At 71.5% G+C, this 20688-nt stretch carries 15 protein-coding genes; all 15 read left to right on the forward strand.

Annotated features, from left to right (window positions below; all coding sequences use genetic code 11):
• The first annotated feature begins 34 nt into the window (after nucleotides 1-34).
• Nucleotides 35-661, forward strand: coding sequence for a leucyl/phenylalanyl-tRNA--protein transferase (aat, locus tag RM540_RS10760; RefSeq protein ID WP_311664011.1), 627 nt, complete (start codon nucleotides 35-37; stop codon nucleotides 659-661).
• A gap of 50 nt (nucleotides 662-711) precedes the next feature.
• Nucleotides 712-1728, forward strand: coding sequence for an N-acetylmuramoyl-L-alanine amidase-like domain-containing protein (locus RM540_RS10765; RefSeq protein WP_311663937.1), 1017 nt, complete (start codon nucleotides 712-714; stop codon nucleotides 1726-1728).
• Between the two features lie 171 nt (nucleotides 1729-1899).
• Nucleotides 1900-2889: a 6-phosphofructokinase gene (pfkA, locus tag RM540_RS10770; protein WP_311663939.1), complete on the forward strand. Its 990-nt coding sequence runs from the start codon at nucleotides 1900-1902 to the stop codon at nucleotides 2887-2889.
• Between the two features lie 516 nt (nucleotides 2890-3405).
• On the forward strand, nucleotides 3406-4512 hold the full coding sequence (locus RM540_RS10775; protein WP_311663941.1) for a sensor histidine kinase: 1107 nt from the start codon (nucleotides 3406-3408) through the stop codon (nucleotides 4510-4512).
• Complete coding sequence (locus RM540_RS10780; protein WP_311663943.1) at nucleotides 4509-5165, forward strand: response regulator transcription factor; 657 nt, start codon at nucleotides 4509-4511, stop codon at nucleotides 5163-5165. Before RM540_RS10775 ends, RM540_RS10780 begins: the two co-directional genes overlap by 4 nt.
• 115 nt (nucleotides 5166-5280) lie before the next feature.
• Nucleotides 5281-5712 (forward strand): response regulator, encoded by a 432-nt coding sequence (locus RM540_RS10785; RefSeq protein WP_311663945.1) that lies wholly within the window; start codon nucleotides 5281-5283, stop codon nucleotides 5710-5712.
• Between the two features lie 3 nt (nucleotides 5713-5715).
• Nucleotides 5716-7209: a DUF7125 family protein gene (locus RM540_RS10790; protein WP_311663946.1), complete on the forward strand. Its 1494-nt coding sequence runs from the start codon at nucleotides 5716-5718 to the stop codon at nucleotides 7207-7209.
• Nucleotides 7184-8395, forward strand: a complete 1212-nt coding sequence (locus tag RM540_RS10795; protein WP_311663948.1) for a sensor histidine kinase — start codon at nucleotides 7184-7186, stop codon at nucleotides 8393-8395. Before RM540_RS10790 ends, RM540_RS10795 begins: the two co-directional genes overlap by 26 nt.
• A gap of 387 nt (nucleotides 8396-8782) precedes the next feature.
• Nucleotides 8783-9220: a 50S ribosomal protein L11 gene (rplK, locus tag RM540_RS10800; RefSeq protein ID WP_311663950.1), complete on the forward strand. Its 438-nt coding sequence runs from the start codon at nucleotides 8783-8785 to the stop codon at nucleotides 9218-9220.
• 126 nt (nucleotides 9221-9346) lie between these two features.
• A complete protein-coding gene (gene rplA, locus RM540_RS10805) occupies nucleotides 9347-10066 on the forward strand; it encodes a 50S ribosomal protein L1 (RefSeq protein WP_311663952.1) in 720 nt (239 codons plus the stop codon).
• 19 nt (nucleotides 10067-10085) lie between these two features.
• Nucleotides 10086-10619, forward strand: coding sequence for a 50S ribosomal protein L10 (rplJ, locus tag RM540_RS10810; RefSeq protein ID WP_311663954.1), 534 nt, complete (start codon nucleotides 10086-10088; stop codon nucleotides 10617-10619).
• 135 nt (nucleotides 10620-10754) lie between these two features.
• On the forward strand, nucleotides 10755-11132 hold the full coding sequence (gene rplL, locus RM540_RS10815; RefSeq protein ID WP_311663956.1) for a 50S ribosomal protein L7/L12: 378 nt from the start codon (nucleotides 10755-10757) through the stop codon (nucleotides 11130-11132).
• A gap of 373 nt (nucleotides 11133-11505) precedes the next feature.
• Nucleotides 11506-15381: a DNA-directed RNA polymerase subunit beta gene (gene rpoB, locus RM540_RS10820; protein WP_311663958.1), complete on the forward strand. Its 3876-nt coding sequence runs from the start codon at nucleotides 11506-11508 to the stop codon at nucleotides 15379-15381.
• 111 nt (nucleotides 15382-15492) lie between these two features.
• On the forward strand, nucleotides 15493-19857 hold the full coding sequence (rpoC, locus tag RM540_RS10825) for a DNA-directed RNA polymerase subunit beta' (RefSeq protein WP_311663960.1): 4365 nt from the start codon (nucleotides 15493-15495) through the stop codon (nucleotides 19855-19857).
• A gap of 234 nt (nucleotides 19858-20091) precedes the next feature.
• Nucleotides 20092-20682: a hypothetical protein gene (locus RM540_RS10830; RefSeq protein ID WP_311663962.1), complete on the forward strand. Its 591-nt coding sequence runs from the start codon at nucleotides 20092-20094 to the stop codon at nucleotides 20680-20682.
• Nucleotides 20683-20688: the final 6 nt, after the last annotated feature.

Raw genomic sequence — 20688 nt, forward strand, 5'->3', positions numbered from 1 at the left:
TCTCTCCGCTCTCTCCGCTCTCTCCGCTCTCTCCGTGCTCACGCCCGACCTCCTCGTCGCCGCCTACCGTGCCGGCGCGTTCCCGATGGCCGACCCCGACGACGGCGACCGCGTCGGGTGGTACGCGCCGGACCCGCGCGCCGTGCTCCCGCTCGACGCGTTCCACGTGCCGAAGACGCTCGCGCGGACCGTCCGGGCGGGGCGGTTCCGAGTCACGACCGACACGGCGTTCGAGGCCGTCGTCCGCGCGTGCGCCGCGCCGGCGCCGGGCCGCGAGGAGACGTGGATCTCGGACGAGATCGTCGCCGCCTACACGGCGCTCCACGAGCACGGGCTCGCCCACAGCGTCGAGTGCTGGACCGACGGGCCGGAGGGGGCGCGGTTCGCGGGCGGCCTCTACGGCGTGGCCCTGGGCGGGGCGTTCTTTGGCGAGAGCATGGTCTCGCGCGAGCGCGACGCTTCGAAGGTGGCGCTCGTGTGGCTCGTGCGGCGGCTCCGGGCCGGCGGGTTCGTGCTCCTCGACACGCAGATGTCGACGCCGCACCTCGCGCGGTTCGGGGTCGTCGAGATTCCGCGCGCCGAGTACGAGCGGCGCCTCGACACGGCCCTCGCCGTCCGCGCCGACTGGCACGCGCTCGACGCCGCGGGCGGGGCGGGGTAACACGGCGGCCCGCCGCGCGTTCTCACGCCGCCCCGCCCCCGCGCCCGTCCATGCCGACCTCGCCGCCCGTCCGCCTCGCCCTCGTCTTCAGCCTGACCGCGCTCGCCGCGTGCGGCTCCCGCCTGGACGAGGCGCCCCCCGCCCCGCCCGCCGAGGCGGTGGCGGCCGAGGTCGTGCCCACTGCGGCGCCCGCCCCGCCCTCTGCGGCCGCCCCGCTCGCCCCGCCCGCCGAGGCGGCGCCCCTGGCCGCGGTGGACTCGGTCGAGGCGCCGGACCCCGAGACGGCCGCCGCGTTCCGCCAGATCCTCGCCGACGCCCAGGCGCAGGACGTCGCCGCGCGCCCGTTCGGCGAGGTCGTGCAGTGGGTGGGCGAGCAGCTGATCGGGCGGCCCTACGTGGCCGGCATGCTCGACGCCCCGCCCGAGGAGACGCTCGTGGTCGACCTGCGGGCGTTCGACTGCGTGCTCTACGTCGAGAACACGCTGGCGCTGGCCCGCGCCGTCGCGCTCGGCCAGGACGACTACGCCGACTACGCCCGTCACGTCGAGGCCATGCGCTACCGCGAGGGCCAGATGGACGGGTACTGCTCGCGGCTCCACTACTTCTCGGACTGGATCGACGAGAACGAGCGGGGCGGGCGCGTCCAGAACGTGACGGCGGCCGTCGGCGGCGAGCCGTTCGACAAGGAGGTCACGTTCATGACCCAGAACCGCGACGCCTACCCGAAGCTGGTCTCGGACGAGACGTTCGCGTGCGTGGCCGACATGGAGGCCGGGCTCCGCGGCGTCGAGCTGTTCTACGTCCCCCAGGACCGGATCGCCGAGGCGTACCCGCTCCTCCAGGCCGGCGACGTGATCGCGACGGCCACGTCGATCGGCGGGCTCGACGTGACGCACACGGGCTTCGTGCACCAGACGCCCGAGCACACCGGGTTCATGCACGCCTCGCTCTCGTCCGACCGCGTCAAGATCTCGGACGACCTCGCCCGGTACGTCCAGGGCATCCCCAGCCAGATCGGCGTCGTCGTCGCGCGCCCCGTCGACCCGCGCCCGACGGCGGGCTCGTAAGGGGCGGGGCGGCTTCGGGCCGACGGGGAGACCGCCCCGCCCCAGGGCGCGGCGGGCGGGGTGGCGTCCGCTCGCCTCGCCTTTTTCTCGTTTCCTCGTCCCCCGGCCCCTCGGCTCCGGCCCCGCAGGGCGCTCCGCGTGCGACCTTCCGAGGCCACCCCGCCCCCGCCTATGACGTCCCACGAACTCACCCGCATCGGGGTCTTCACCTCCGGCGGCGACGCCCCCGGCATGAACGCGTGCATCCGCGCCGCCGTGCGCCGGGCCGTCGCCGAGGGGCTGGGCGTCGTGGGCATCCGGCGCGGCTACGCGGGGATGATCGAGGGGGACTTTGTCGAGATGGACCGGCAGTCGGTCTCGAACATCTTGCAGCAGGGGGGCACGATCCTCAAGAGCGCGCGGAGCGACGAGTTCCGGACGCCCGAGGGCCGCGCGAAGGCGGCCGCGAACCTGAGGGCCGAGGGCATCGACGCCCTCGTGGCCATCGGCGGCGACGGGACGCTCCAGGCGTCGACCCACCTCGCCACAGAGCACGACGTGGTCGTGGTGGGCTGCCCCGGCACGATCGACAACGACCTGTTCGGGACCGACGAGACGATCGGGTTCGACACGGCGCTCAACACGGCGCTCGACTCGATCGACAAGATCCGCGACACGGCCGACGCTCACGACCGCCTGTTCCTCGTCGAGGTCATGGGCCGCGACACCGGCTTTATCGCGCTCGCGTGCGGGATCGGGGGCGGGGCGGAGCTGGTCCTGATCCCTGAGATGCTGACCGACGTGGGCGCCATCAAGGAGCGGATCCTGTCGCTCATGGCCGCGCAGAGCCGCTCGTCCATCGTGGTCGTCGCCGAGGGCGACGAGCTGGGCGGGGCGCACATGATCCGCGAGGCGCTCTCCGAGGACCCGGCGTTCGACCAGATCGACACGCGCGTGTCGGTGCTCGGCCACATCCAGCGCGGCGGCTCGCCCACGGCCCGCGACCGCGTGCTGGCCTCGCGCCTGGGCGCCGGCGCCGTCGAGGCGCTCCTCGAAGGCCACGCCGGCGTCATGGTCGGAGTCGTCAACGGCGACCTCAAGCTGACGCCGATGCGGAACACGTGGAGCCGGAAAAAGACGATCGACTACGATCTTGTCCAGCTCTCGGCGCTGCTGAGCTGAGGGATGGGGCGCGCGGGCGGGGTGGCGCCCGTTTTGTTCCGCCCCGCCCGTGGGGCCAGCGAGCAGGGGGCGGGGCGGTCAGCGTGGAGGTGGACCCGAGGCGGCGTCGGTCCCCCTCCTGGTCACCGCGCAGCGTCGGCGCAGCCAGGAGGGGATAAGGGTGGTTGTCGGGCGGGCGGGGTGGCCTGACTCCGCCCAGCGCCGCGCCGCCCGTCCTGCCCTGCCTACGGGCGACCGCCGGTCGCCCCTACGGGTGCCCAACGGCGTTGCGACGGCGGCCGCCCCGCCCGTACCGTGGGCGGGGCGGTGATCTTTGCTGCCCGCTGCCCGCTGCCCGCTGCCCGCTGCCCGCTGCCCGCTGCCCGCTGCCCGCTGCCCGCTGCCCGCTGCCCGGCAAAGCACGGAGGCGTGGGCTCGCACGACGGACCGCGCCCGACGCGGAGGCTCCTATCCCGCGCTCTGGCCCCGCCCCGCCCGGCGGCGGGTAGTTTCTCCACCCCGCGACCCCGCCCCACGTTGACAGACGCCCGCCCCGCCGCGCCCGACGACGGCGACCGCCCCGACGACGGGAGCGCCGGTCTCCGCCCGGCGGGCAGCCCGGCGGGCGAGACCGAGGGCGGGGAGCGGCTCGCGCTCGCGCTCCGGGCCGGCCGCATGGGGACGTGGCACGTCGACGTGGCGACCGACCGGGCGACGGTCGACGCCCAAGAGGCCGAGCTGCTCGGGCTCGCGCCCGGAACGCAGACCATCGCCGTCGCCGACTTTTTCGCCTGCATCCACCCCGACGACCGCGCCCAGGTCGCCGAGGCCGTCGCCCGGTCCGGGGACCGCGACCAGGACTACCAGGCCGAGTTCCGGGTGGTCCGCCCCGACGGGAGCGTCCGGTGGCTGAGCGCGGCCGGCCGGACGCTCCGCGACGCCGGCGGCCAACCCGCGACGGTCGTCGGGATCAACGCCGACGTCACCGAGCGGAAGCGGGCCGAGGCCGAGCTCCGCCGGGTCTCGGCGCGGCTCGTCCAGGCCGGCGAGGACGAGCGGCGGCGGATTGCCCGCGACCTCCACGACGAGTTGGGCGGCCTACTCACGTCGCTCCAGATGAGCCTCCGCATGAACCCGGCCCGGCTCCCCGAGGCCCGCGCCGAGCTGGCCGAGTCCGAGGCACTCGTCAAAGCGATGGCCCGGCGCGTGCGCGAGCTCTCGCTCGACCTCCGGCCGAGCCTGCTCGACGACCTCGGGCTCGGCCCCGCGCTCGACCAGCTGACGGCCCGGTTCGCGCGGCGCACCGGCGTCGCCGTCGACCTCCGGTGCGAGGTCGAGTCCGGCGAGCGGTTCGCGCCCGAGGTCGAGACGACGGCGTACCGGATCGTCCAGGAGGCGCTCACGAACGTGGCCCGCCACGCCGGGGCGGACCGGGCGCAGGTCCTCTGCCACCGCGAGCCGAGCGGGCTCGTGGTCCACGTCGTCGACGAGGGCCACGGGTTCGAGGAGGGGGCGGGCGGGGCGGCGTCCTCGACCGGGCTCTCGGTCATGCGCGAGCGGGCGGCGCTCGTGGGCGGGGCGTGCGAGGTGGTCTCGGACCCCGGCGCCGGCACGCGCGTGACGGCCCGGCTCCCGCTCCCGTGACCGCCCCGCCCCTGCGCGTCGTGCTCGCCGAGGACCACCGGATCGTCCGGGCCGGGTTCCAGGCGCTCCTCGCCGCCGAGCCCGGCGTCGAGGTCGTGGCCGAGACCGGCGACGGGGCCGAGGCCGTCGCCCTCGTCGCCGAGCACCGGCCGGACGTGCTCGTGGCCGACCTCGCGCTGCCGGGGCTCGACGGCGTCGAGGTCATCCGGCGCGCGCGCGCGGCCTCGCCCGGGACGGCGGCCGTGGTCCTCTCGATGCACGACCACGAGGCGTACGTGGCCCGCGCCGTCGGGGCCGGGGCCTCGGCGTACGTCCTCAAAGAGTCGGGGCCGGAGGACCTCGCCGCCGCGCTCCGCGCCGTCCGCGCCGGCGGCCGGTTTTTCAGCGACGGCCTCGCCGACCCCGCCGGGCGGGGCGGCTCGCGGCCGCTCGACCGCTACGACGCGCTGAGCCCGCGCGAGCGCGAGGTGGTGCACCTCGTGGCGGAGGGGCTCACGGCGCCGGACGCCGCCGAGCGCCTGTTCCTGAGCCCGCGGACGGTCGAGACGCACCGGGCCAACGCGATGGCGAAGCTGGGGCTGGGCTCGCAGGCCGAGCTTATCCGGTACGTCCTCGAGCGCGGGCTCGTCCCGCCCCGCCGGCCCGAAGCGTAGCGCCCCGCCCCGCCCACGCGTTCGGCCGCCCCGCCCGTTCGGGTAGGACTACGGAGGCGCCGGGGCGGGGCGGCCCCTACCCTGGCGCCAGTTCTTGGCCCCACCCCGCCCGGCAATGACTGCCCCTGCCGTCCTCCTCGTCGACGACGACGCCACGTTCCTCCAGCACGCCGCCCGGTTTCTCGGGCAGGGCGGGGCGGTCCGCGTCGTGGGGACCGCCCGCAGCGCCGATGAGGGCGTCGCGCTCGCCCAGTCGGTCCGGCCGGACGTCGTGGTCCTCGACCTCTCGATGCCCGACACCGACGGGTTCGCGGCGCTCCCGATCTTCCGCGCGGCGGCGCCCGGGGCCGCCGTCGTCGTCGTCACGACGCACGAGGGCAGCCACTACCGGACGCGCGCGCTCGCGCTCGGCGCCGCCGGGTTCGTCCCGAAGCGGCGGCTCGTCGACGACCTGCTCCCCGAGATCGTCCGTCTTTGCCCGCCGCTGCCCCGAGCGGCCCCCGCCCCGCCCGCGCTCGGCACCGCCCCGCCCGCCCGCCCCGCCTAAGCCATGGCCCCCCAATTCCCCGACCGCGTCCCGCTCGGCGTCGCCGGCCTCGATCACATCCTCCGCGGGGGCGTGCCCCGCGACGAGGTGTACCTCGTCCAGGGCGGCCCGGGCACGGGCAAGACGACGCTCGCTCTCGAGTTCCTCCAGGCCGGCGCCGCAGTCGGAGAGGCGGCCCTCTACGTCACGCTCTCGCAGACGCGGCCGTCGCTCGAACGGATCGCCTGGTCCCACGGGTGGAACCTCGACGGCGTCGAAGTCCGCGAGGTGGGGGTGACCGAGGACGCGGCGCAGACGGTGTTCCACCCCTCCGAGGTCCAGCTAAGCGAGACGCTGGCCGCGATCCGGGAGGCCGTCGAGGAGGTCGGCCCCGCCCGGCTCGTGATCGACACGGTCGCCGACCTCCGCGTGCTCTCGGTCGACCGGACCCAGTACCGGCGCGAGCTGTTCGGGCTGAGGCGGTTCCTGTCCGAGCGGTCGTGCACGGCCCTGTTCCTCGACGACTCGCCCGAGAACGGGGGCGACCGCGAGCTCCAGAACCAGGCCAACGGCGTCCTCTCGCTTCGCCAGGAGTCGCCCGAGTACGGCGAGGTCCGGCGGTGGCTCCAGGTCGTCAAGATGCGGAGCACGCCGTTCCCCTCGGGCGGCCACAACTTCCGCATCCGAACCGGCGGGCTCGCTGTGTTCCCGCGCGTCGAGGCCGACGGCGAGAACGGATACGAGACGTGGGAGCCGCTGTCGAGCGGCGTCCCCGAGCTCGACGCCATGCTCGGGGGCGGGCTCCGCGAGGGGACGACCTGCCTCGTGGCCGGACCGACGGGGAGCGGGAAGTCGGCCGTCGCGTTCCGGCACGCCCACGCAGCGGCCGAGCGGGGCGAGACGGCCGCCGTGTTCCTGTTCAACGAGCGGCTCGAAACCTTCTACATGCGCGCGCGCGGGCTGGGCATGGACATGGAGGCCCACGTCGAGGCCGGCCGGCTCGTCGTGCGCCAGGTGAACACGGGCGCTCTGGCCCCGAGCGAGTTCGCCCAGCAGGTCCGCGAGGCCGTCGAGGACGACGGCGCGCGCGTCGTCGTGATCGACTCGCTCAGCGGGTACATCAACGCCATGCTCCGGCGGGACCTCCTGGTGTCGCAGCTCCACGAGCTCGTGACGTACCTCAGCCAGCACGGCGTGCTCACGCTCCTCGTCGTCGACCGCCACGGGACGCTCACGGGCGACGACCCGGCCGGCCCGGCCCACGTGAGCTACCTCGCCGACAGCGTGCTCCTGCTCGGCTACCACGAGGAGGACGGCGTCCGCCACCGGACGATCACGGTCCTCAAGCAGCGCCACGGCGACCACGCCAAAGACGCCCGCGAGCTCCACCTGAGCGCGGCCGGGCTCGCCATCGGCGACCGCATCGGCGGCGTGGGGCTCACGCTCGACCCGCACCTGTTCGCCACCCTCCACGCCGCCGACGGTCCGAGCAATGGACGCCCGCCCGCCCGCGCCTGACTCCGAAAGGCCACCCGGCGGCCCGCCCGGCGGACGCCCCGCCCCGCCCTGGGACGAGCGCGTGGGCGTGGCCGCGCCCGTCGGCCGCGACGGGCCGCTCATCGCCTCGCGGCTGAGCGCCGCCGGCGTGCCGGCCGAGGTGTGCGCCGACCTGGGCGCGCTCGGCGTCGGCGTGGGGGCGGGGCGGCTCGGCGTCGTGATCCTGACGACCGAGAGCGTGATCGGGGCGAACGGGGCGGCCGACGCGTTCCGCCGCACGCTGGCCGAGCAGCCGCCGTGGTCTGACGTCCCGGTCCTGCTCCTCGCCGCGCCGGGCCAGACTGCCGGCGACAGCGCCCGCGCGCTCGGCCGCGCCGTGCCGTCCGGCGCGACCGTCCTCGACCGGCCGCTCTCGTCGTCGTCGCTCGTGGCCGCGGCCCGGCTCGCCGTCCTCGCGCGGCGGCGCCAGCTCGACGTCCGCGACCTGCTCGTCGCGCTCGGCGACGCCAACGCCACGCTCGAGTCCCGGGTCGAGGCGCGGACGGCCGAGGTCCGCCGGCTGGCCGCCGCGCTCACGCTGGCCGAGCACGAGGAGCGGCGGCGCGTGGCCCACCTGCTCCACGAGGACCTCCAGCAGCGGCTCTACGGGCTCCAGATCAAGCTCGGCCTGCTCGGCCGGCACGTGGCCGCCGACGGGGCCGCGCTCCTGGACGAGGCCGAGCGGGTGCTCGACGAGGCCGCCCGCCTGACGCGGACGCTCTCGCACGAGATGGCCCCGCCCGTGCTCGGCGGTGGCGACGTGGCTGAGCTTCTCGAATGGCTCGCCGAGCAGGCCGGGAGGCTCCACGGGCTCCGCGTCGATGTCGACGTGGCCGACGGCCTCATGGTCGGCGAGGACGACCTCCGGGTGCTCCTCCACCGGGTCCTCCAGGAGCTCCTGTTCAACGTCTCGAAGCACGCCGGGACCGGCCGCGCGCGCCTGACGGCCGAGCCGGTCGGCGGCGCGGGCGGGGCGGTCCGCGTCACGGTCTCCGACGACGGGGCCGGGTTCGACGCCGCTGGCGGGCGGGGCGGGCTCGGGCTGGCGTCGGTCCGCGAACGGGTCGGGCTCGTCGGCGGCCGGCTCGCCGTCGACTCGGCGCCCGGGGCCGGCACGCGCGTGACCGTCGAGGTCCCGGCGGGCGGGGCGGACCGGGCGGTCTCCTGACGCGCCGCCCCGCTCGACCACCCCGCCCCGCCCGCTCCTGCCCCCGACTCCGGTGTCTCCCGGCGCCTCCCTCGACCCTTCTGCTCTCGACAACCCCGCGTTCCGCGCGCGCTCAGTCGCCGCGCGACGCCCGCGGGGAGTGGGTCTGAATCCGGGCCGCCTCCGAAGCGGCCGGGCGAGGCGGGCGGCGGGCCGAGGCCGCGATGGGCGACAGGGTCCGCTGTCCGCTGCAATGAAACCGGGGCGAAGCCTCCTAGGCGGTCCCTTGCGCCCCGCCCCGCCCCGTACTTTCTACGTTCGCCGCAGCCGCCGAAGGAGCGGGGCGGTGCCACCACTTTTGCGGGAGCCGAGCCGCCCAGAGCGCCGGCGTTTGCACCGCCCCCAGCTATGGCAAAGAAAGTAGACGGCTACATCAAGCTGCAGATCAAGGCCGGGCAGGCCAGCCCCGCCCCGCCGATCGGCCCCGCGCTCGGCCAGAAGGGCGTCAACATCATGGAGTTCTGCAAGGCGTTCAACGCCGCCACGCAGGACAAGATGGGCCTCGTGATCCCGGTCGTCATCACGGTCTTCGGCGACAAGAGCTTCACGTTCGTCACGAAGAGCCCGCCGGCCGCCGTCCTGCTCAAGCAGGCGGCCAAGGTCCAGAAGGGGGCCGGCGACCCGCTCCGCGAGAAGGTCGGCAAGGTCTCCTGGGACCAGTGCCGCGACATCGCCGAGCAGAAGCTCGAGGACCTCAACGCGACCGACCTCGACAACGCCGCCCGCATGATCGCGGGGACGGCCCGGTCGATGGGCCTCACCGTCACCGGCGCGCCCGTCGCTTAGGGTTTGAGGGTCTGTGGGTTCGGAGTTCAGGGTTTGACCCCTAAACCCTGGACCGTTCGACCCTGAACCGTTTCACCCCGCGGGAGCCGGGCATCCGGCGTCTGCACCGCACAACCCACACGCATCATGGCAAGAGGCAAGCGTTACCGCCAGGCGGCCGAGCTCGTCGCCGCGGCGACCGAGGAGGCCGGCGGCCCGCTCCCGCTGGAGCAGGCGGCAAAGCTGGTCAAGGAGACCGGCCGCGCCAAGTTCGAGGAGTCCGTCGACATCGACATCCGATTGGGAGTCGACCCCAAGCACGCCGACCAGATGGTCCGCGGCTCGGTCGCCCTCCCGCACGGGACCGGCAAGTCGGTCCGCGTGCTCGTCCTCACGAACGAGGGCAAGCAGGCCGAGGCCGAGGCCGCCGGCGCTGACATGGTCGGGCTCGACGAGTACGTCGACAAGATCCAGAACGAGGGGTTCACCGACTTCGACGTCCTCATCGCGTCGCCCGACGTGATGCCGCAGGTCGGCCGGCTCGGGCGCGTGCTCGGCCCGCGCGGGCTCATGCCGAACCCGAAGTCGGGGACCGTCACCAACGACCTCACCGAGGCCGTCGAGGCCGTCAAGGCGGGGCGGATCGACTTCCGCGTCGACAAGACCGGCATCGTCCACACGTCGATCGGGAAGTCCACCTTCACCGAAGACCAGATCCGCGAGAACGCCGACGCCTTCCTGAAGGAGATCGTCCGGCTCCGCCCGGCGGCCGCCAAGGGCGGCTACGTCCGCAGCGTGACGCTCTCGACGACCATGGGGCCGGCCGTCCCCGTCGACCGCGGCGCCGCCGTCGTCTCCACCCGCTAACCCGAGACCCCGACACACCATGCCGCTCACCAAGCAGCAGAAGCAGGAGGCGCTCGGTGCCATCGCCGACCAGTTCGAGGGCGCCAACACCGTCTACCTCACCGACTACCAGGGCCTCTCCGTTGAGCAGGTCACGGACCTCCGCCGCGCCTTCCGCGAGGCCGACGTCCAGTACAAGGTCCTCAAGAACACGCTGCTCCGGCGCGTGATGGAGGAGCGGGGCGGGTTCGACGAGCTCTACGACGAGCTCCACGGGCCGACCGCCGTCGCCTTCACGAACGACCCCGCCGGGCCGGCGAAGGTCATCAAGAAGTTCCTGGACGACAACGACCTCGAGATCCCCCGCTTCAAGGGGGCCTACATCGACGGGTCGGTCTACGGCAACGACCAGCTCGACGTGCTCGCGAAGCTCAAGAGCCGCGACGAGCTTCTCGCCGACATCCTGGGCCTCCTCATGGCCCCGATCACGAACGTCGCGTCGGCCCTCGGCGCGCAGGGCTCCGGCCTGGCGAGCGTGATCCAGCAGATCGCAGAGAAAGGGGAAGAGGGATAGGGGAGGAGGTGAGGGGGCACGTTCCCCCTCGCTGACCACCCCGCCCCGCCCCGCCCATTCCCTTAATCAGCGGCGCAGCAGCCCGGTCCGACTCGCGGACCGCCGCCGAGACCGCCGCAGGAACACCCCAAAAACATGGCAGACGTCAACACCATCGCCGAGAGCCTCGTCAACCTGACCATCAAGGAGGCCAACGAGCTTCTGACGGTCCTCAAGGACGAGTACGGCATCGAGCCCGCCGCCGCCGCCGCCGTCATGGCCGGCCCGGCCGGGGGCGACGGCGCCGCCGCCGCCGAGGAGCAGTCGGAGTTCGACGTGATCCTCTCTGGCATCGGCGGCAACAAGATCGCCGTCATCAAGGAGGTCCGCGGCATCACCGGCCTCGGCCTCAAGGAGGCCAAGGAGCTCGTCGACAACGCGCCGTCCCCCATCAAGGAGGGCGTCTCGAAGGACGAGGCCGACGAGGTCAAGGGCAAGCTCGAGGGCGCCGGCGCCGAAGTCGAGCTCAAGTAGTCCGGCCACCCCGCCCCCGTCTCCCCGCGTCCGCGGGCGGGGCGGGGTGGTCCCGCCGTCCGCCCGCTCTCCCCGGCCCAGCCGTGCGGAGGGCGGGCGGTCGCGGCATAGGCGCATGCGTTCTTCGCAGGCGTCTCCGCACGGGTCGCGGCGTCACGCCGTTGATCTCTGTCGCGCCGGGCGGGGTGGTCCGAGTCCGCCCCGCCCGTCGGCCGGAACCCCGGGTTCCAGCCCGAGTCCTAGCCCGCCCCGCCCGCACACATCGTGCCGGACCAGGCGGCCGCCCCGCCCGGGCGCATACGGGCGCCGCCCCCAGAGCCTCGGACTCTGCGCGGGCCTCTCGCACGAACGGTCACCAAACCCAGGGTACGCCTTGAGCAAAAGCAACGGCACCACCGTCCAGAACACGCCGGCGCCCAGCGGCGAGTCCACGCGCCAGTCGTTCGCCGACATCGCGCCGGTCCTCGACTTCCCGGACTTCCTCGAGATCCAGCTGAAGAGCTACCACGAGTTCCTCCAGGCGGAGCTCGTCCCCGAGGAGCGGGACGGCAACCGCGGGCTCGAGTCGGTCTTCCAGGAGCACTTCCCGATTTCGGACACGCGCGAGCGCTACACGCTCGAGTACCTCCACTTTACGCTCGAAGCGCCCAAGCACTCGATCGAGGAGTGCCTGGCCCAGGGGCTGACGTACGCGCTCCCGCTCAAGGCCAAGCTCCGGCTCTCGGCCAAGGAGGACGAGGACGAGGACGAGCCCGAAGAGGCCGTCCAGCAGGACGTCTACCTCGGCACGCTCCCGGTCATGACCGACAAGGGGACGTTCGTGGTCAACGGCGCCGAGCGCGTCATCGTCAGCCAGCTCCACCGCTCGCCGGGCGTCTTCTTCTCGCAGTCGGTCCACCCCAACGGGACGGACCTCTACAGCGCCCGCGTCATCCCCTTCCGGGGGTCTTGGATCGAGGTGTCGACCGATGTCGCGAACGTGATGTGGGCCTACATCGACCGCAAAAAGAAGCTGCCGGTCACGACGCTCCTCCGCGCGCTCGGGTACTCGTCCGACGCCGAGATCGTCTCGCTCTTCGACCTGGCCGACCAGGAGGAGATCACGAACAAGCGCGACTTCAAGAAGCTCACCGGCCGCACGCTCGCCGCCTCGGTCACGGTCGAGATCAAGCACGAGACGATCGACGAGGACACGGGCGAGGTCCTCGACGAGACCGTTGAGCGCGAGGTGATCCTCCCCGCCGAGCACGTGCTCGAAGAGGACGACTACGGCACGCTCAAGGAGGCGAACGTCCCGTCGGTCATCCTCCGCCGCGAGGCGTCCGAGGACGACGATGACCAGGGGCTCGACATGTCGACGCTCCTCAACACGCTGAAGAAGGACCCGACGCACTCGTCGAACGAGGCGCTGATCTACCTCTACGAGCAGCTCCGCGGGTCCGAACCGCCGGACGTCTCGGCCGCCGAAGCGCTCCTCGACCGGCTCTTCTTCTCCGACAAGCGCTACGACCTGGGCGACGTCGGCCGCTACCGCATGAACAAGCGGCTCGGGCTGGACGGCGAGAACACGTCGGTCACGCTGTCCAAGGAGGACGTCGTCGCCATCATCACCGAGCTCGTCAAGCTCCAGAACGGCAAGAGCACGGTCGACGACATCGACCACCTCGGCAACCGCCGCGTGCGGACGGTCGGCGAGCAGCTCGGCCAGCAGTTCTCGCTCGGCCTCGCGCGCATGGCCCGCACCATCAAGGAGCGGATGAACCAGCGCGACGCCGACAAGTTTACCCCGCAGGACCTGGTCAACGCGCGGACAGTGTCGTCCGTGATCAACACGTTCTTCGGGACGAACCAGCTCTCGCAGTTCATGGACCAGACCAACCCGCTCGCGGAGCTGACGCACAAGCGTCGGATGTCCGCGCTCGGGCCGGGCGGTCTGACGCGCGAGCGGGCCGGGTTCGAGGTCCGCGACGTCCACTACACGCACTACGGTCGGCTCTGCCCGATCGAGACGCCGGAGGGGCCGAACATCGGCCTCATCTCGTCGCTCTGCACGCACGGCGTCGTCAACCAGTTCGGGTTTATCGAGACGCCGTACCGGAAGGTCAAGAACGGCAAGGTCACGAAGGAGATCGAGTACCTCTCGGCCGAGGACGAGGACCGCTACGTGATCGCCCAGGCCAACGCCCCGCTCAACGACGACGGGACGTACGCCAACGATCAGATCCGCGCCCGCATCTCGGGCGACGTGCCCCTCGTGGCGCCGGACGAGATCGACTACATGGACGTGGCGCCGAACCAGATCATCTCGCCGGCCGCCTCGCTCATCCCGTTCCTTGAGCACGACGACGCCAACCGCGCGCTCATGGGCTCGAACATGCAGCGGCAGGCCGTCCCGCTCCTCCGCCCCGAGTCGCCCTACGTGGGCACGGGGCTCGAGGGCCGGATCGCCCGCGACAGCCGCGCCGTCCTCGTCGCCGAGGGCGCCGGGACGGTCGAGTACGTCGACGCCACGCAGATCACGGTCCGCTACGACGAGACTCCCGAGGACGCCGACGCAGCGTTCGAGGAGCCCGTCCGCACGTACCACCTCGTCAAGTTCCGCCGGACGAACCAGGACACGTCGGTCACGCAGAAGCCGCTCGTCAACGCCGGCATGCGCGTCGACAAGGGCGACCTCCTCGCCGACGGCGCCTCGACGGACAAGGGTGAGCTCGCGCTGGGCAAGAACGTGCTCGTCGCGTTCATGCCGTGGAAGGGCTACAACTTCGAGGACGCCATCGTCATCTCGGAGCGCGTGGTGTCCGAGGACGTGTTCACGTCGGTCCACATCGAGGAGTTCGAGCACCAGGTCCGCGACACCAAGCGCGGCGAAGAGGAGCTCACGCGCGAGATCCCGAACGTCTCCGAGGAGGCGACCAAGGACCTCGACGAGCGCGGCATCGTCCGCATCGGGGCCGAGGTGGGGCCGGGCGACATCATCGTCGGCAAGATCACGCCGAAGGGCGAGACCGACCCGACGCCCGAGGAGAAGCTGCTCCGGGCCATCTTCGGCGACAAGGCCGGCGACGTCAAGGACGCCAGCCTCAAGGCCAAGCCGGGCATGAACGGCGTTGTGATCGACACGATGCTCTTTAGCCGCCGCAAGACCGACGCCATCACCAAGAAGGCGGAGGAAAAGCGGCTCGAGGAGATCGAGAAGCAGCTGGGCCGCGAGATCGACTCGCTCCAGTCGTCGTTCTTCGAGCGGTTCTACGCCCTCATCGGCGGCCTGAAGGCGGGCGGGGCGGTCGAGCTCCGCGACGGGACCGTCGTGGTCTCGGAAGGCGCCAAGCTGACCAAGAAGGCGTTCTCGGCGATCGAGCCGGCTGATCTGAAGATCCGCCAGGCGTTCACCCAGGACGACGAGACGAACCGGCAGGCGTGGAAGCTGCTCGCTAACTACCAGCGGCGCCACCAGGAGATCACCGGGGCCGCTGAGCAGGAGACGTACCGGATCCAGATGGGCGACGAGCTCCCGCCGGGGATCGTGTCGCTCGCCAAGGTCTACATCGCCAAAAAGCGCAAGCTCCAGGTCGGTGACAAGATGGCCGGCCGCCACGGCAACAAGGGCGTCGTCGCCCGGATCGTCCCGCAGGAGGACATGCCGTTCCTCGAGGACGGCACGCCGGTCGACATCTGCCTCAACCCGCTCGGCGTCCCGTCGCGCATGAACCTGGGCCAGATCTTCGAGACCCTCCTCGGGTGGGCCGGCGAGAAGCTCGACGAGACCTACGCGACGCCGGCGTTCGACGGCGCCTCGATGGACGACATCGCCTCGAAGCTCCGTGAGGCCGGGCTCCCCGAAGACGGCCGGACTCAGCTCTACGACGGCCAGTCGGGCGAGCCGTTCGACCAGCCGACGACGGTCGGGCAGATCTACATGCTCAAGCTGTCGCACCTCGTCGACGACAAGATCCACGCCCGCTCGATTGGGCCGTACAGCCTCATCACGCAGCAGCCGCTCGGCGGCAAGGCCCAATTTGGCGGCCAGCGGTTCGGCGAGATGGAGGTGTGGGCGCTCTACGCCTACGGCGCCTCAAACGTGCTCCGCGAGCTCCTGACGGTCAAGTCCGACGACGTTCAGGGCCGCTCGAAGGCCTACGAGGCGATCGTCAAGGGCGACAACATCCCCGAGCCCAACGTGCCCGAGTCGTTCAACGTCCTGCTCCGCGAGATGCAGGGCCTCGGCCTCGAAGTCAAGATCGATTAGGGGGCTAGGAGCGAGGGCGGGGTGGTCCAGACGCCACCCCGCCCCGCCCGCGATCCCCAGTCCCCAGCCGCTAGGCAGGCGAAAGCCAACCCCTAATCCCAACTATTGAATATGGCCTTCGGAATCCAGCAGACCCAGCCCGCCCAGAAGTCCTACTACAACTCGATCACCGTCAGCCTCGCCTCGCCCGAGTCGATCCTTGAGCGGTCGTTCGGGGAAGTGCTCAAGCCGGAGACGATCAACTACCGGAGCTTTAAGCCGGAAAAGGACGGCCTCTTCTGCGAGAAGATCTTCGGTCCGGTCAAGGACTGGGAGTGCCACTGCGGCAAGTACAAGCGGATCCGGTACAAGGGCATCATCTGCGACCGCTGTGGGGTCGAGGTGACGCAGAAGTCGGTCCGGCGCGAGCGGGCGGGGCACATCACGCTGTCCGTCCCGGTCGTCCACATCTGGTACTTCAAGAGCCTCCCGAACAAGATCGCGGCGCTCCTGGGGCTCAAGTCGAAGGAGCTCGACAAGATCATCTACTACGAGTCGTACGTGGTCGTCCAGCCGGGCGGGGCGTCGGCACTCGGGATCGAGCAGGGGACGCTGCTGACGGAGAACGAGTACTTCGACGTGCTCTACCAGATCCGCGAGGACAACAACCGGCTGCCCGACGAGGACCCGGAAAAGTTCGTGGCGATGATCGGTGGCGAGGCTGTCGAGGAGCTCCTCAAGCGGCTCGACCTCGACATGCTCGCGACCGAGCTCCGCTTCCAGGCGCGGACGGAGACGAGCCAGGCCCGTAAGGCCGAGTCGCTCAAGCGGCTCGGCATCGTCGAGGCGTTCCGCGGCTCGCGCGACCGGACCGAGAACAAACCGGAGTGGATGGTCATGAAGGTGATCCCGGTGATCCCGCCGGAGCTCCGCCCGCTCGTGCCCCTCGAAGGCGGCCGGTTTGCGACGTCGGACCTCAACGACCTCTACCGGCGCGTCATCATCCGCAACAACCGGCTCAAGCGGCTCATCGACATCAAGGCCCCCGAGGTCATCCTCCGCAACGAGAAGCGGATGCTCCAGGAGGCCGTCGACAGCCTGTTCGACAACTCGCGCAAGGCCAACGCCGTGCGTAGCGACTCGAACCGCGCGCTCAAGTCCCTGAGCGACATGCTCAAGGGCAAGCAGGGCCGGTTCCGCCAGAACCTGCTCGGCAAGCGCGTCGACTACTCGGGCCGGTCGGTCATCGTGGTCGGGCCGGAGCTCCAGCTCCACCAGTGCGGTCTCCCAAAGGAGATGGCGGTCGAGCTGTTCAAGCCGTTCATCATCCGCAAGCTGATCGAGCGCGGCATCGTCAAGACGGTGAAGTCGGCCAAGAAGGTCGTCGACCGCCGGACGGCCGACGTGTTCGACATTCTGGAGCGGACGATCGACGGACACCCCGTCATGCTCAACCGGGCGCCGACGCTGCACCGGCTGGGCATCCAGGCGTTCCAGCCGGTCCTTATCGAGGGCAAGGCGATCCGCCTGCACCCGCTCGTCACGACGGCGTTCAACGCCGACTTCGACGGCGACCAGATGGCGGTCCACGTGCCGCTGTCGCACGATGCGATCCTGGAGGCGCAGATCCTGATGCTCGCCTCGCACAACATCATGAGCCCGGCGCACGGCGGCCCGATCGCGGTCCCGTCGCAGGACATGGTCCTCGGCATGTACTACATGACGAAGGACCGGGCCGGCCAGAAGGGCGAGGGCATGATGTTCGGCTCGACCCGGGAGGTCCGTCAGGCGTTCGACCAGGACCGTGTGGCGCTCCATAGCCGGATCAAGCTCCGTCTCAACGAGCCCACGTTCGACGGCGCCCACCAGGCCGGTGAGGTGATCGACACGGCCGTCGGCCGCGCGCTCTTCAACGACATCGTGCCGAAGGGCGTCGGGTACATCAACCAGGTCCTGACCAAGAAGAACCTCCGCGGCATCATCGCGGGCGTCTTCAAGGCGACCGACTTCCCGCGGACGGCGGCCTTCCTGGACGAGGTCAAGGACCTCGGGTTCGGGCAGGCCATGCTCGGTGGGCTGAGCTTCTCGCTCTCGGACATCGTGGTCCCGGACGCGAAGCAGACGCTCTTGAAGGAGGCCGAGGACCGCGTCGACGACATCCGCTCGAACTACGAGATGGGCTTCATCACCGAGGCCGAGCGGTACAACCAGGTCATTGACGTCTGGACGTCGGCGAACAACGAGATCTCGAACGTCCTCTACGAGACGCTCCAGAACGACGACGAGGGGTTCAACGCCATCTACATGATGGCGGACTCCGGCGCCCGTGGCTCCCGCGAGCAGATCCGCCAGCTGGGCGGCATGCGCGGGCTCATGGCGAAGCCGCAGAAGTCGACGGCCGGCGCGGCCGGGTCGATCATCGAGGACCCGATCAAGTCCAACTTCAAGGAGGGCCTGTCGGTCGTCGAGTACTTTATCTCGACGCACGGTGCCCGCAAGGGCCTGGCCGACACGGCGCTGAAGACGGCCGACGCCGGCTACCTGACGCGCCGGCTCGTGGACGTGGCCCAGGACGTGACGATCATGGAGCCCGACTGCGGGACGCTTCGCGGCGTGCGCATGGAGGCGCTCAAGGACAACGAGGACGTGGTCGAGTCGCTCCGCGACCGGATTGTCGGGCGCGTCTCGGTCCACGACGTTCGCGACCCCGAGAGCGGGGAGGTGATCGTCTCGCGTGACGACCAGATCACGGACGAGATCGCAGACCGCATCGACGCGACCTCGCTCGAGACGGTAGAGATCCGGTCGGTGCTGGCGTGTGAAGCCACGCGCGGCGTGTGCGCCCTGTGCTACGGCCGCAACCTGGCCAACGGCCGCCTGGTAGAGACGGGCGAGGCGGTCGGCGTCATTGCGGCGCAGTCGATTGGCGAGCCGGGCACGCAGCTCACGCTGCGGACCTTCCACATCGGTGGGACGGCGAGCCGCATCGCGGCCGAGTCGACGATCGAGGCCAAGTTCGACGGGACGATCGCGTTCGAGAACCTCCGCACCGTGGCCTCGGGGTCCGGCGACACGGCGAAAGCGATCGCGCTCGGTCGGTCCGGCGAGGTCCGCATCCTCGACCCGGACGGGAAGCAGCGGATCGCGTACACGATCCCCTACGGCGCCGACGTGGCCGTTACGGAAGGCCAGTCGGTGACGAAGGGCGACGTGATCGCGTCGTGGGACCCGTACAACTCGGTCATCGTGGCCGAGACGGCGGGGACCATCCGCTTCCAGGACATCATCGAGGGGACGACCTACCGCGAGGAGTCCGACGAGCAGACGGGGTTCCGCGAGAAGGTCATCACCGAGACGCGCGAGCGCTCGCTCACGCCGGCCCTCGTGGTCGAGGGTGAGGGCGGCCGCGAGTACACGATGCCCGTTCGCGCCCGCCTCCAGGTGACGACCGGCGACGAGATCGAGGCGGGCAGGGTGCTCGCTAAGCTCCCGCGCCAGTCGGCCGGTACGCGTGACATCACGGGCGGCCTGCCGCGCGTGATCGAGCTGTTCGAGGCGCGCCAACCGTCCGACCCCGCGGTCGTGACGGAGATCGACGGCGTGGTCTCGTTCGGCGGCCGCAAGCGCGGTTCGCAGGAGGTGATCGTGACGAGCCGCGACGGGGAGACGGAAAAGACGTACCTCGTCTCGCTGAGCAAGCACCTGCTCGTTCACGAGAACGACTTCGTGCGGGCTGGCGAGGCGCTCTCTGACGGTCAGATCTCGCCGCAGGACATCCTCGCGATCCTCGGGCCGACGGCGGTCCAGGAGTACCTCGTCAACGAGGTCCAGGAGGTGTACCGGCTCCAGGGCGTCGGCATCAACGACAAGCACATCGAGACGGTCGTTCGTCAGATGATGCAGAAGGTTCGGATCACGGACCCCGGCGACACGCCGTTCCTCGAGGGCAACCTCGTGGACCGGATCCAGCTGGAGCGGACGAACGACGAGCTCTACGACACGTTCGTGGTCGTGGACCCGGCTGAGTCCGACCTCCGGATCGGTGAGCCGATCACGCGGCGCCAGCTGCGCGAGACGAACTCGCAGATGACGCGCGAGGCGAAGCCGGCCATCGAGGTCCGTGACGCCGAGCTCGCCGTCGCCGAGCCGGTCCTGCTCGGGATCACGCAGGCGGCGCTGGCGACCGACTCGTTCATTTCGGCGGCCTCCTTCCAGGAGACGACGAAGGTGCTGACCGAGGCAGCGATCGCGGCCAAGCGCGACGAGCTCCTCGGCCTGAAGGAGAACGTCATCATCGGCCACCTCGTCCCGGCCGGGACGGGCCTGCGGAAGTACCGCGACGTGGTCGTCGGGAGCCGCCAGGAGCTCGAAGCGCTCCAGGCGACGAACGACGCGCTCGACCGCGGCATGTCGACCGGCGACGGCGACATTCTCGGCACGCCGTCCCCGGCCGCCGACGACGAGACGCTGGCGGAGATCAACCGCCGGCTGGGGTAACCGCCCCGCCCGCTTCTCGCTGGGTCTGCCGCCCCGCCCGCCTCTGCGGGCGGGGCGGTGTCGTTGTGTGGGGGCGGGGCGGAGGTGCCCCGCCCGCGTCGTGCTTGGCTGGAGGAAACCCGCACGCGAGCGTCTGGGGCGGGGCGGTGCCTGAGCGTTTGGTGAGGGCGCCCGCTTTCCCTTGTATTTGCTGGGCGGACGGACTACCTAGACCGTCCCCTGCCCACGCCTGCCATGTCCACGACCCCGCCCGCCGGGCTCCGCCCCGCCCTGTTCCTCGCCCTCGCCCTGACCCTCGCCGCGTGCGATGCGTCGGACTCCGCCCCGCCCGTCGAGGCCGGCTTCCAGGCCGATGTCCGCGGCGCGTTCTCGCGGACCGTTCAAGGGGCGGCGGCCGTGGACCCGCTCGCGGGCGCCGCCGTCGTCGCCGACCTGGGCATCGAGGCCCACGGCCAGACGCTGACCGCGCTCCGCCTGGGCGAGTCCGAGGCCGACGACACGTTCACGATCGTCGGGACGACCGCCGGCCCGCTCGTGCCCGGGACGTACCCGATCCGCAACGCGGCGGAGAGCCCGGTGGAGCCCGCGCCGTCGCGGTTCGTCGTCCTCTACCGCTACGACGGGCCGGAGGGCGGGGTGGCGCTGAGCACGTCGGGGACCCTGACGATCACGGCCGTCACGGCCGACGGGATCGACGGGTCGTTCGCGTTCGACGCGCAGGTTCTGGACGCCGACGTCAAGGATCCGGCCTCGGAGCCGGACCTGGCCGTGAGCGGGGCGTTCCAGGCAGAGACCTTGGACCGCCCCGCCCGGGCGGACGGCTAAACCAGA

The sequence above is a fragment of the Rubrivirga litoralis genome (genome assembly GCF_031846415.1).
GTDB classification, from domain to species: Bacteria; Bacteroidota; Rhodothermia; order Rhodothermales; family Rubricoccaceae; genus Rubrivirga; species Rubrivirga litoralis.

Excerpts from the sequence above, each read along its gene's own strand:
- rplA (WP_311663952.1), top strand. The coding sequence starts at position 9,347 with ATGGCAAGAGGCAAGCGTTACCGCCAGGCGGCCGAGCTCGTCGCCGCG.
- rplL (WP_311663956.1), top strand. The coding sequence starts at position 10,755 with ATGGCAGACGTCAACACCATCGCCGAGAGCCTCGTCAACCTGACCATC.
- RM540_RS10785 (WP_311663945.1), top strand. The coding sequence starts at position 5,281 with ATGACTGCCCCTGCCGTCCTCCTCGTCGACGACGACGCCACGTTCCTC.
- rpoC (WP_311663960.1), top strand. The coding sequence starts at position 15,493 with ATGGCCTTCGGAATCCAGCAGACCCAGCCCGCCCAGAAGTCCTACTAC.
- RM540_RS10765 (WP_311663937.1), top strand. The coding sequence starts at position 712 with ATGCCGACCTCGCCGCCCGTCCGCCTCGCCCTCGTCTTCAGCCTGACC.
- RM540_RS10790 (WP_311663946.1), top strand. The coding sequence starts at position 5,716 with ATGGCCCCCCAATTCCCCGACCGCGTCCCGCTCGGCGTCGCCGGCCTC.
- rplK (WP_311663950.1), top strand. The coding sequence starts at position 8,783 with ATGGCAAAGAAAGTAGACGGCTACATCAAGCTGCAGATCAAGGCCGGG.
- pfkA (WP_311663939.1), top strand. The coding sequence starts at position 1,900 with ATGACGTCCCACGAACTCACCCGCATCGGGGTCTTCACCTCCGGCGGC.
- RM540_RS10830 (WP_311663962.1), top strand. The coding sequence starts at position 20,092 with ATGTCCACGACCCCGCCCGCCGGGCTCCGCCCCGCCCTGTTCCTCGCC.
- RM540_RS10795 (WP_311663948.1), top strand. The coding sequence starts at position 7,184 with ATGGACGCCCGCCCGCCCGCGCCTGACTCCGAAAGGCCACCCGGCGGC.
- rplJ (WP_311663954.1), top strand. The coding sequence starts at position 10,086 with ATGCCGCTCACCAAGCAGCAGAAGCAGGAGGCGCTCGGTGCCATCGCC.